Genomic DNA, 11,927 nt, shown 5'->3' on the forward strand with positions numbered 1-11,927 from the left:
TTTTATGTGGTATTTCGCATGGATTTTGGGTGTACTTCTAGCATGTGCATTCGGCATCATTAATGCTCTTTGGCTAGAGCATTCAGAAATGATGGACAAAGACAGTGAGTAATCTCGCAGAGCAAATCGCTAAACTGCATCAACCAATGGATAAGACTCTATTAAGAGCTTTATCCTTGGTATTGGGTTTCATGCATGTTGGTTTAGTGATGTGGGATCCTGAAGCGTATGCGACAAGCATCGGGGGCTTTAACGCGATCATCGGGCCAATGTTTATCTGGGCAGTTTGCTCAAGCATGGTTTACGGTATTGGATTTAAGCCAAGAGCTTGGATGTGGCAGCTACTGTTTAGCCCATACGTTTCACTCACAATTTTGCTCTACCTAACGGTGCTGCGCCTTCTATAAAAGGCAAAGGATTTAGGTTCATAACGATGTGAATCTTTATACTTGTTGGGTTTTTAGCCAAAAAGAGGTCATCTTATACAGATGGCCTTTTTTTTCGTCTGTTAAATCAAAAAATTCACAGCGATATACTATTAATGATAAGGAGTTAGGTTATAGTGAGATCTTTATCGTTTTGGGTTGTGGTAGCAAATTGCAGGGATTATCTAAGCCATTTACGTGGCCAGTGACAGTGTATTACGAAGACACCGATGCAGGTGGTGTTGTATACCATTCAAACTATCTTAAGTTTTTCGAACGCGCTCGAACTGAGATGTTGCGCTCAATTGGCGTTTCTCAGCAAGTCTTGTTAGAACAAAACATCGGTTTTGTAGTCCGACATATGGACATTGATTTTATTCAAGGTGCGCGCCTTGATGATTCTTTACAAGTCATTACAAATATTTACGAGTTGAAGCGAGCTACCTTGGTCTTCTGTCAAGAGATCGTAAATCCTGATGGCAAAGCATTGTGTAAAGCAATGGTTAAGGTAGCATGTATCGACAATCAAAAAATGAAACCAAAGGCAATGCCAACATTTATTCTTACGGAGCTAACGAATAGTGACTGCTGAAATCTCAATCTTAGGCCTAATTTTAGAAGCTAGTTTATTAGTTAAAATGGTCATGCTAGTTCTTATGGGCATGTCTGTTGTTTCTTGGGCGATGATCATCAAAAGAAGTAAAGTATTATCTCAAGCTTCGAAACAAACAGAAGTGTTTGAAGACAAATTTTGGTCAGGCGTTGATCTTGCAAAATTGTACCAAGAGAGCAATAAACGCAAAGACGAGCTTTCTGGTACTGAAGAAATTTTCTACGCAGGCTTTACTGAGTTTGCTCGCCTTCGTAAATCGAATGCAACATCACCTGACTTCATTATGGAAGGCACTGGCCGTGCGATGCGCGTTGCTGTTGCTCGTGAAGTCGATGAACTAGAAACTAACTTACCTTTCTTGGCGACCGTTGGTTCTATCAGCCCATACATCGGCCTATTTGGTACGGTTTGGGGCATCATGCACTCATTCATCGCATTAGGTGAAGTGAAGCAAGCGACACTCGCAATGGTTGCCCCTGGTATTGCAGAAGCGCTGATCGCAACCGCAATGGGTCTATTTGCTGCAATTCCAGCAGTTATGGCGTACAACCGCTTCAGCAGCCGAGTAGGCAAGCTAGAGCACAACTACGCGACTTTCTCTGAAGAGTTCCACAGTATTCTTCACCGTCAAGCGATGGCTGGCAGGGAATAATAGATGGCTGGATACCAACCTAAAAAACGCAAAATGACAGCAGAGATTAACGTTGTACCTTACATCGACGTTATGCTTGTTTTGCTGATCATTTTTATGGTGACTTCGCCGTTTGTTACTCAAGGCGTTGACGTTGAATTGCCTCAGGCTTCAACGGCTAAATCGGCACAAGACCTACTGGGGGACGACAACGCAAGTTTCATCATCGTTGAAGTGAACAAAGACGGTGAACTTGGCTTGAGCGTTAATGACGAAGAAGTACAGCGTGGTTTATCTATGGAAGATATTATCATCCGAGTGAAAGCTGAGTTGTCTTTGAAGCCGAATTCTCCAGTGGCGGTTGGCGGTGATGCCGCAACGCCTTACGCTGAAGTGGTTTTATTACTTGATGAATTAAGCCGTGCAGGTGTGCCAAAGGTTGGCCTTTTAACGGATATAAGGGAATAGCTCCGTAGCATTCATGAAAGCGACTAATAAAAAATCCAATAGTTTCAGAAAACCGCTTCTTATTTCACTTGGGCTGCACGTCATTTTATTCGTTGCGCTTATTTGGGGAGCGGATTTCACGATGTCAGAACCTAAGCCGACAGGGCAGATGGTTCAGGCTGTGGTGATTGATCCTCAGTTGGTTCGCCAGCAAGCTCAACAGATTCGTCAACAGCGAGAAGCCGCGAGCAAGAAAGAGCAAGAGCGTTTAGACAAACTGAGACGTGAAAGCGAACGACTTGAAAAGAATCGTAAAGCTGAAGAAGAAAATATTCGTAAGCTAAAAGAACAACAAGCGAAAGAGGCTAAAGCGACTCGTGAAGCTGAAAAGCGCCGAGTTGAGAAAGAGAAACAACGCAAAGCTGAAGAAACGCGTTTACAGCAAGAGAAAAAGAAAGCCGCTAAAGCCGAAGCTGATCGCAAGCTGAAAGAAGCTGCGTTGGTGAAAGCCGAGAACGAGCGTAAGGCCAAAGAAGCGGCAATCGCAAAAGCTGAACAAGAACGCGTGGCAAAAGAAAAAGCGGCGAAAGAGGCAGCAGACAAAGCTCGTAAAGAGAAAGAAGCCGCTGAACGCGCTGAAAAGCAACGCATAGCGAAAGAGAAAGAAGCGGCAGCCGCAGCAGAGAAAGCCCGTAAGGCAAAAGAAGCTGCAGCTAAAGCAGAAAAAGAGCGTAAACAACAAGAAGCAGCATTGAACGATATCTTTGCTGGTCTTGAAACTGAAGCGACTCAAAACTCTTCAGCAAGACAACAATTTATTAGTGATGAAGCACAACGTTACGGGGCTATCTATACCCAATTGATTCAACAGAATCTGTTGTTAGAAGACAGCTATCGAGGGCGCTCATGTCGAGTGAACCTTAAGCTGATTCCAACGGGCTCAAACGCTATTTTGGGTAGCTTAAGCATCTTAGATGGCGATAGCCGTTTATGTGCAGCAACCAAGCGTGCCGTGGCACAAGTGCAATCTTATCCATTGCCTAAAGACCCAGACATCGTGAAATCACTAAAAGACATTAACTTAACTGTATCACCAGAGTAAAAGGACGAACTTGTGTTAAAGAAACTACTACTGAGTTTTGTTTTCTTAATAGCTACAAGCAGCCAGTTTGCACATGCGGCACTGGAGCTGGTTATTACAGACGGTATTAACTCTGCACGACCTATCGCTATTGTACCTTTCCGTTGGGAAGGCGCAGAGCCATTGCCACACGATGTATCAGCAGTTATCGCTTCTGACCTACAACGCAGTGGTAAATTCAGCCCAGTTGCGACAAGCAAAATGCCTCAAACGCCTTACAGCGAAACTGAGGTGAACTTCGATGCTTGGACTAACTTAGGCGTTGATTCACTCTTAACCGGCTCTATTTCTCCAAACCCCAATGGTACTTATACAATCAGTTATCAGTTAATTGACACTATTCGAGGGCAATTGACGAAAGGTCATAGTAAAGGGCTAAATGATGATGGTCATTTGGTTCGTACTATGGATCATGTTCTCTTTCATAAAGTGAAGCGTGATTTATCGGCAACGGACTTGCGCCGATACGCACACCGTATTTCTGACTTAGTGTATGAAGAATTAACCGGTGAGAAAGGCGCGTTCTTAACTCGTATCTCTTACGTAGTTGTGAACGACAAAGATAAGTACCCATACCAACTTCGTGTTGCTGACTACGATGGCTTTAATGAGCGTTTAGTACTTCGTTCTAAGCAGCCTCTTATGTCTCCAGCATGGTCACCAGATGGTAAGAAACTTGCGTATGTGAGCTTCCAGAATGGCCAAGCTGAAATATTCATCATGAATATTTACACCGGTGAACGTGAGAAAGTGACGTCATACCCTCGTCACAATGGTGCGCCAAGATTCTCGCCAGATGGTAAAACATTGGCATTGGTATTGTCGAAAACAGGCAGCCTTCAGGTGTACACACTTGACCTTGCTAGCCGTAAGCTGACTCAAATTACCCGCGGCCGTTCGAATAATACTGAACCATTCTGGCACCCAGATGGCAAGTCTCTTATTTTCACATCGGATCGTGGTGGTAAACCTCAGATTTATAATGTAAATTTGTCCAATAATTCGACTTCTCGTATTACTTGGCAAGGTAGCCAAAACTTAGGTGGCCAGATCACCCCTGATGGTCGATTCCTTATCATGGTGAATCGCAGTAACTCAGGTTTTAACTTGGCTAAGCAGGATTTGGAAACCGGTGCGGTTCAGGTGCTAACAAAAACATTGTTAGATGAATCTCCAAGCATTGCGCCGAATGGAGGTATGGTTATCTATAGCTCTATTTACAATAAAACTAACGTACTATCGATGGTTTCTATCGATGGCCGTTTTAAAGCTAGATTACCGGCAACCAACGGACGTGTAAGAGCGCCTGCGTGGTCACCGTTCCTCTAGTTCTCTTGATACATTCTTTTAGCTATTGATAGTGTTAACTATTGTGGCAATTAACTATCTATAGCACTTAGTCGCTGTAGAAACTAAGTTTGATAACGTAAGGAAAAAAAGATGCAACTTAACAAAGTTCTTAAAGGCTTGATGATTGCACTACCAGTGATGGCAGTAACGGCATGTAGCTCAACTGATGAAGCAACATCTGCAACATCTGGTACAGAAAGCAACCAAACAACTTCAGGTTCAGAAGGCAACGTAGACACAACTGTTGTAACGCCAATTGACGCTAACGGTCAACTGTCTGAGCAAGAGCTTAAAGAGCAAGCGCTACGTGAAACTCAAACAATCTACTTCGCATTCGATAACTCTACTATCGCTGGCGATTACGAAGAAATGCTAGCAGCTCACGCAGCATACCTAGTTAAGAACGTTGACATGAACGTTACTATCGAAGGTCACGCTGATGAGCGCGGTACTCCTGAGTACAACATCGCACTTGGCGAGCGTCGTGCACAAGCTGTAGCGAAATACCTACAAGCACTAGGTGTTCAAGCTGACCAAATCTCTATCGTAAGCTACGGTGAAGAGAAGCCACTTCTTCTAGGTCAATCTGAAGATGTGTACGCTAAAAACCGTCGCGCAGTACTAGTTTACTAATTTTAGTAGACTATATAATTGAGGAATTGCCTCATGTTCAGTAACACAAAGCGAGTCATTTTGCTTTCGTTACTGGCAAGTGCAGCGAACACCGCGTTCGCTGCACCAGCTCCAGTATCCGATCTCAATAGCACCGCAACCAATTCATCATCTTCCTCTCGATCAGCATCTAACGAATCAGATATTGAGCGTTTAGAGCGCCTGCTTCAAAATCGCAATCTCGTTCAGCTTCAAATGCAACAGCAAATCGACGACATGGCACTGGAGATCAGTGAACTTCGTGGTGAGCTGGAACGAAACAGCTACGATATGAAGCAAATGCTAGAGCGTCAGCGTGAACTGTTCATTGAACTGGACCGCGTAAGAGGCGAGGTGAAAGCAGCAGGAACAGCAACGGTAGCAGTGGCGGCGAGCGAAGGCTCTAAAGACGCTTCTGGTACGTTCAGTACTGATGTGGATGAGCAAACTGCTTATCAAAATGCTGTAGATATGATTCTAAAGCAACGAGACTACACGGGTGCTATCGCTGCATTCCAGAAGTTTCAAAAAGACTTCCCAGATTCTACTTTCACACCTAACTCACATTACTGGTTAGGTCAGCTTTATTTCGCTAAGAAGCAAGATAAAGAAGCGGTGAAGAGCTTTGCTGCTGTTGTGTCTTACAAAGACTCAAACAAGCGAGCAGATGCACTGGTTAAGCTTGGTGACATAGCTGCGCGCAACAACAACGCGACGCAAGCTAAGAAATATTACCAACAAGTCGTAACCGAGTACCCAAACAGTGCTTCGGCTAAAGTGGCTAAAACCCACTTATAAACAAAATAGGGGTGCTTAGGCGCCTCTTTTTTATACCTGTTCACTTCCGTTTAGTGTTTACTTCTCTTGCTAGTGATGCCAACGCATTGCCTTGTTTATGCGTTTTAAGCATTAGCTAGCCACCGCTTGCAACCAATCCTTTTTGATCCCAATCGCTGTCCTGTGTAGAATACTCTAATTCTCGGAAGAAGTTGCGTAGAGCAAGAGCAATGAGTCATATACTAGATAAAATCGATACAGTTTACCCGTTTCCGCCTAAGCCAGTTCCATTGAGCGACGCTCAGAAACAGGCCCACATCGCAAACATCAAAAAACTACTTCAAGAAAAAGATGCAGTTCTAATTGCACACTACTACACCGATCCTGAAATTCAGGCTCTGGCAGAAGAAACTGGTGGTTTCGTTGGCGATTCATTAGAAATGGCTAAGTTCGGTAACCGTCACTCAGCAAGCACTTTGATCATCGCTGGTGTTCGTTTCATGGGTGAGTCTGCAAAGATTCTTACTCCTGAAAAACGCATTCTAATGCCAACACTTGAAGCTGAATGTTCACTTGATCTTGGCTGTCCAGCTGACAAATTTACAGAATTTTGTGATGCTCACCCTGACCACACCGTGGTTGTATACGCGAACACCTCTGCAGCCGTTAAAGCTCGTGCAGACTGGGTAGTGACGTCGAGCATCGCTTTAGAAATCGTTGAAAGCCTAGACGCCGAAGGCAAACCTATTATTTGGGGGCCAGACCGTCACCTAGGTTCTTACATCGCAAATCAAACTGGCGCTGACATGTTGCTTTGGCAAGGTGAGTGTATCGTTCATGATGAGTTCTCAGCTGATGCTTTGAAGAAAATGAAATCGGTATACCCAGAAGCGGCTATTTTGGTTCACCCAGAATCACCAGCAAGCGTGGTTGAACTGGCTGATGCTGTAGGCTCAACAAGCCAACTGATCAAGAAAGCAAAAGAGCTACCTCATCCACAAATGATTGTCGCGACAGACAAAGGTATCTTCTTCAAGATGCAGCAATTGGTTCCTGAAAAAGAGCTGATTGAAGCGCCGACAGCCGGTGCTGGTGCAACGTGTCGTAGCTGCGCACACTGTCCTTGGATGGCAATGAATGGCCTTGAAGCGATTGAAAACGCGCTTGAGAATGGTGGTGAGCAACACGAGATCTTCGTTTCTGACGAACTACGTGTGAAGTCTCTTATTCCATTGAACCGCATGCTAGATTTTGCAGAGCAGTTAAATGTACAGGTAAAAGGTAACGCGTAAGTCGTTCTTTTATCTAACCCCAAAAACCAGCCAATAGTGCTGGTTTTTTTGTACCTGCGTATAGGCCGCCAATATCAATCTTGTGGTCATGTATCTTTTTCTGATGATACATCTTGTTGATATCAAGTATTTTTTCTAGCATGTAAGTAAGATCGAAGGATTAGAGGCTCGAATGATAATCTGGTTACAACTCAAACGCTGGATCAAAGCAAACATCTTTGTTTTGAACGGCAAAAACTTACTGTTCACTTTTCTTGGCTACATCGCTCTATCGTGGTCGATGCTGTATTTGGCGGGTGAAACAGATTTAACCAGTTCGGTTACTGTATTCGCTTACTACTTAGTGGTGACGGCTTCTACAGTTGGTTATGGTGATTTATCACCGACCACGGTAGCGGGGCAGTGGATCGTTATTCTATTTGTGATTCCAGGCGGGTTGAGCCTTTTCGCCGCGTTACTCGGTAAAGTGGCAACAGAAGGTGTTGAATATTGGCGAGCGGGCTTGCTAGGAAAAAGGAGAGTTAGAGTGGACAACCACATTTTGATGTTGGGGTGGAATGAGCAAAGAACCATTCATCTCATTCGGATGCTACAACACGAAGAAACGGGTAAACGACCAATCGTGTTATGTACGCGTTCAGATATCGAGAACCCGTTACCCGGTGAAATTAACTTCGTTAAAGTAAACAGCTACACCGATGGCAAAGAGATGGAGAAAACGGGCATTGAGTCTGCAAGTTGCATCTTGATTGATAACCCAGAAGACGACATTACGTTATCTGCGGCGCTTTACTGTGCCAACCGAAATCCTAAGGCGCACCTTCTTGTTTACTTTAAAGACGAAGCGCTGAGCGATTTGTTACACAAGCATTGCCCTAACTCAGAATGTATTCCAGCGGTGGGTGCAGAGATGCTAGCAAAGGCTGCGGTAGACCCAGGTTCCAGTGCGCTTCACCAAGAATTATTGAGCTCAACAAGAGGCATGACACAGTATTCAACGTATTTCCCTGAAGACGCTGAGTCTGTCACCGTCGCGCCTATTTTCTCAGTGTTTAAAGAGAAGTATCAAGCAACTCTGATCGCCATTGATACGGGGAGCGGTATTGAACTCAACCCAGAGTTAGATCAAGTGGTCAGCAGTGGCACTAAGCTGTTTTATATTGCTGATGAGCGAATTGATGACTTCGATTGGAAAGGCTTCTAAAGCGACTATTTTATTTCGTCTGAAAACTAAAAAAGGCCTCATAATGAGGCCTTTTGGCTTGTATAAAGCTAACTGTTATTGAGCTTCAGCCAGTGCAATGCCACGCTGCGTTAGTCCACAAAGCATCACAGGAACCGCATTAAAGATCTCTTCAAATTGCTCTAGGCCTTCGATGCCTTGCTCTGCAAGCGTAGCAATTGAAGTTTCTGGATCGTAAAGCATGCTCAATGAAAGTAGGACGCCGCCAACAAGCGCGTTGTCTTCGCTCTCTTCAGGCATTAGCGTTTCCCAATCATCACGAGCAATCTGCCAGCCTTGAAGCAAGCCTTCACAAAAATCACGAGCGGCAGTGTTAACCACTTCTTCGTCGTCTAATTGACAAGCTTCAGGCCAAACCCAAGTACCTTCAATCAGTTCTGGGCGGGTTTTATTCCAAAGCTCGATGATAACTTCAATGTAGCTTTCTAGCTGTTCACCATCCGTAAAAGGCGCGACTTCTTCGCCACCCCATAAGAACGGTAGCCACTCATGCGGGGTTAACACATTGGGTGCCGCTGCCATTGCAGTGACAAATCCGATGGTTTTGTGTTCTGTGATTAGCTTTCCTTCCAACTCTGGAAGCGCAAGAATATCTTGTAAAGTCAAAGTGAGGTACCGTAAAAGGGAACATATTTGCGCTTATAGTACCAATGAACTTGTGCCAATCAAGCTTCAATCTAAAAAGGCTTGATGTCATGGATGATAAACACTAGTTTTAACAGAAAAGAAAACAATAAAAGAATTATGCAGATACGGTCGTCTTTAAAGAAAAAAAGCATGGTAGCGCTTGGGCTGTACCTTGCTATGTTTATTGCCATTGTCGGTAGTGTGACGTATTACGTCGTAGAATCCCCTGTGCGCGCCAAATTACAACAAAACCTCGACTTACGTACGCAACTGTTATCCGCATTGATTACAGAGCCACTCAGTAGCTCTCAAGGCTTTGTTGATAGTTTAGTTGGTTTTGCTCAAGCACATCGCAAAGGTGAAGATGTCATCCCGCTATTCAAGTCGATGTTAGCCGCGAGCGATGACACAATTGTTAGCGCTGGTATTTGGCCAGAACCGTATGCGTTGGATTCCGACAAGCTCTTAAACAGTTATTTTTTCAACAAAGCTGACGATGGCACGATTGATCAACTGTTCTCTTACAACAATCCTAAAAACGCCCCTTATCACGAAGAGTATTGGTATACCTCGGTTGTAGACAAGCCACAGGGAACCATCTCTTGGAGCGATGTCTATATTGATCCCTATACTCACGTTCGAATGATTACGGCTTCGTCACCTTATTACTATGACGGCACCTTTGCTGGTATTGCGACGGTGGATCTCTCGCTCGAAGAGTTGTTGGGTTTCATTAAAAACCACGCCGAAGAGTACAATCTTGGTATCACCCTGAGAGATAAACTCAACCAAGTGTTGGTTTCTTATAACTTCAATCTTGTTGAAGGCATCTATATCAGTAGCAACCAATTTGGTGATTTCGGCTGGCAAGTGGATGTGGTGAACTCAAAAACACGTGTAGCAGACGAAGTATTTCGCCAGGTGATGAGCATTGAAGGCGGTATTGTTCCGCTATTGCTACTTTGTGTGATGGCGGGATATTACTTATTGAATCGTTATTTGATTAGTCCAATCACAAGGATTGCTGCACAGGTTGATAGCTCGAAAGCCGGCGAAATCATTGATGTGGATTACTCGAGTGATGACGAAATCGGCCATTTAATTAAAACCTTTAACGAAAAGACTATTTATCTCGAAGCGGAAAAGGTTAAAGCTCAGGCGTCTACCAATGCAAAAACCGCTTTCCTTGCAACCCTATCACATGAAATTCGCACCCCTATGAATGGTGTGTTGGGTACCGCTCAGATCCTATTAAAAACGCCTCTAAACTCCGAACAAGAGAAGCATCTTAAGAGCCTGTATGAGTCCGGCGATCATATGATGACCCTACTCAACGAGATCTTAGACTTCTCGAAGATCGAGCAGGGTAGGTTGGATCTTGATGAAACGCGTTTCCCGCTTGATTCGATCATCGGCAGTATTAACAGTGTTTACTACACATTGTCTTCCGAGAAAGGGCTTCAATTCAAAGTGTACTCCGAGGTGCCTTCTGGTCGTTGGTATTTCTCAGATAAAGCTCGCCTTCGCCAAATTTTGTTTAACTTGTTGAACAACGCGGTGAAGTTCACCTCCAGAGGCTTTGTTGAGGTGTACTTGAAAGAAGTCGTAGAGGGAAGTGACACCTACCTTAGTATTCGAGTTCGTGACACCGGAATTGGTATCTCTAAAGAAGCTCAAAAGCGTATTTTTAAACCGTTTGAACAAGCGGAGTCTTCCACTACAAGGCGTTTTGGCGGTACTGGTCTTGGCTTAGCGATTGTGAAGAAAATTGCCCAACTGATGGATGGCAGTATTACCGTCACCAGTGAAGAAGGGATAGGCACGAGCTTTGATGTTCGCTTGAAGATTCAACCTTGCCAGCCTGGCGAAATCGAGAGCTTGCCACATAAGAAGCTAGACTACTCAGGCTTAAAGGTACTGATCGTCGAGGATAACCGAACCAATACAGTGATCATTGAAACCTTCATGAGCAGTAAAGGATTCATTTGTAAGAGCGTCGAGAATGGTGAGTTAGCGATACAAGCCGTGGTTGCTGAGCGCTTTGATTTGATACTCATGGATAACCATATGCCTGTGATGGATGGTGTTGAATCAACCACTGCGATTCGTGCGTTGATAGGTGATGTGTCATCGGTATTGGTGTTTGGTTGTACGGCTGATGTCTTTAAAGAGACTCGTGAGCGTATGCTGGGAGCGGGTGTGGATTATATTATCGCTAAGCCGATTGATGAGCGTGAACTGGATGATGCTTTATTCCGCTATTCAAATAAGCTTTACCAATACCATGAAGTAAAAGCGGATGATCTCGAAAGTCAAGACGTAAAACAACACGATTCGAAAAGTAAAAGCGAGTCACTGCCTAAACCTGATCTTCGAAACAAAGATAACACTGAAGAGCTGTTAGTGACGCTGTATGTGGCGTTAGAAGACAACAACCTAGAACTGATTCAATTTGCACTAGAGAGTCTACGTGTTCACGTTGAACCTATGAACAATGCGGAACTTACTGAACAAGTCGATAAAGCGTTAGAGCAGGTTGCTTTAGGATCACCACCAACACAAGATGTCATTAATATTATTACTGTAAATCTACCGATGGCTTAAATGTTGTTTAATTACGGTAAGTAAATGACGAATTGTCCAACATTTGACCTTGGTTGGATTTTTTGGTGAAAGTAACTGCTTTTAAAGTGGTTTTTGGTTGTTAATTTACAACTTGATTTTTAATTT

14 protein-coding genes are annotated in these 11,927 nt (G+C 44.0%); 12 read left to right on the top strand and 2 right to left on the bottom strand.

Annotation, left to right across the window (positions count from 1 at the left end; all coding sequences use genetic code 11):
* Window positions 1-4: 4 nt before the first annotated feature.
* The 10 genes from cydX to nadA all read left to right on the top strand — a co-directional run bounded on the left by cydX (window position 5) and on the right by nadA (window position 7,327).
* Entirely contained in the window at window positions 5-112 is a 108-nt protein-coding gene (cydX, locus tag BCV39_RS21910; RefSeq protein WP_000270284.1) for a cytochrome bd-I oxidase subunit CydX, read from the top strand.
* The gene (ybgE, locus tag BCV39_RS21915) at window positions 105-407 is read left to right on the top strand and encodes a cyd operon protein YbgE (protein ID WP_017055065.1); all 303 of its coding nucleotides are present in this window, start codon (window positions 105-107) and stop codon (window positions 405-407) included. Before cydX ends, ybgE begins: the two co-directional genes overlap by 8 nt.
* 172 nt (window positions 408-579) lie before the next feature.
* Window positions 580-1,017, top strand: a complete 438-nt coding sequence (ybgC, locus tag BCV39_RS21920) for a tol-pal system-associated acyl-CoA thioesterase (RefSeq protein WP_102432924.1) — start codon at window positions 580-582, stop codon at window positions 1,015-1,017.
* The gene (gene tolQ / locus BCV39_RS21925; RefSeq protein WP_010437896.1) at window positions 1,007-1,690 is read left to right on the top strand and encodes a protein TolQ; all 684 of its coding nucleotides are present in this window, start codon (window positions 1,007-1,009) and stop codon (window positions 1,688-1,690) included. The genes ybgC and tolQ overlap by 11 nt, the downstream gene beginning before the upstream one ends.
* Window positions 1,691-1,693: 3 nt before the next feature.
* The gene (gene tolR, locus BCV39_RS21930; RefSeq protein WP_048664689.1) at window positions 1,694-2,137 is read left to right on the top strand and encodes a protein TolR; all 444 of its coding nucleotides are present in this window, start codon (window positions 1,694-1,696) and stop codon (window positions 2,135-2,137) included.
* Between the two features lie 13 nt (window positions 2,138-2,150).
* Entirely contained in the window at window positions 2,151-3,218 is a 1,068-nt protein-coding gene (gene tolA, locus BCV39_RS21935; protein WP_102432923.1) for a cell envelope integrity protein TolA, read from the top strand.
* Between the two features lie 12 nt (window positions 3,219-3,230).
* Entirely contained in the window at window positions 3,231-4,586 is a 1,356-nt protein-coding gene (gene tolB, locus BCV39_RS21940) for a Tol-Pal system beta propeller repeat protein TolB (protein WP_102432922.1), read from the top strand.
* Window positions 4,587-4,697: 111 nt separating this feature from the next.
* Complete coding sequence (gene pal / locus BCV39_RS21945; protein WP_017062069.1) at window positions 4,698-5,240, top strand: peptidoglycan-associated lipoprotein Pal; 543 nt, start codon at window positions 4,698-4,700, stop codon at window positions 5,238-5,240.
* Between the two features lie 33 nt (window positions 5,241-5,273).
* Entirely contained in the window at window positions 5,274-6,056 is a 783-nt protein-coding gene (gene ybgF / locus BCV39_RS21950; protein WP_048612755.1) for a tol-pal system protein YbgF, read from the top strand.
* 209 nt (window positions 6,057-6,265) lie between these two features.
* Window positions 6,266-7,327, top strand: a complete 1,062-nt coding sequence (nadA, locus tag BCV39_RS21955; protein ID WP_017062067.1) for a quinolinate synthase NadA — start codon at window positions 6,266-6,268, stop codon at window positions 7,325-7,327.
* Between the two features lie 13 nt (window positions 7,328-7,340).
* Here the strand turns inward: nadA and BCV39_RS23470 are convergent, their stop codons facing one another.
* Window positions 7,341-7,469: a hypothetical protein gene (locus tag BCV39_RS23470; RefSeq protein ID WP_258186367.1), complete on the bottom strand. Its 129-nt coding sequence runs from the start codon at window positions 7,467-7,469 to the stop codon at window positions 7,341-7,343.
* Window positions 7,470-7,499: 30 nt separating this feature from the next.
* On the opposite strand from BCV39_RS23470, the gene BCV39_RS21960 reads away from it, so the two are divergent.
* Complete coding sequence (locus BCV39_RS21960) at window positions 7,500-8,531, top strand: potassium channel family protein (RefSeq protein WP_017063519.1); 1,032 nt, start codon at window positions 7,500-7,502, stop codon at window positions 8,529-8,531.
* A gap of 75 nt (window positions 8,532-8,606) precedes the next feature.
* Here the strand turns inward: BCV39_RS21960 and BCV39_RS21965 are convergent, their stop codons facing one another.
* Complete coding sequence (locus tag BCV39_RS21965) at window positions 8,607-9,176, bottom strand: UPF0149 family protein (RefSeq protein ID WP_048659643.1); 570 nt, start codon at window positions 9,174-9,176, stop codon at window positions 8,607-8,609.
* A gap of 171 nt (window positions 9,177-9,347) precedes the next feature.
* Here BCV39_RS21965 and BCV39_RS21970 point away from each other — a divergent pair, with 171 nt between their 5' ends.
* Entirely contained in the window at window positions 9,348-11,801 is a 2,454-nt protein-coding gene (locus tag BCV39_RS21970; protein ID WP_102432921.1) for a hybrid sensor histidine kinase/response regulator, read from the top strand.
* Window positions 11,802-11,927: the final 126 nt, after the last annotated feature.

Source organism: Vibrio sp. 10N.286.55.E10 (genome assembly GCF_002872555.1).
In the GTDB taxonomy this organism is placed as follows: domain Bacteria; phylum Pseudomonadota; class Gammaproteobacteria; order Enterobacterales; family Vibrionaceae; genus Vibrio; species Vibrio crassostreae.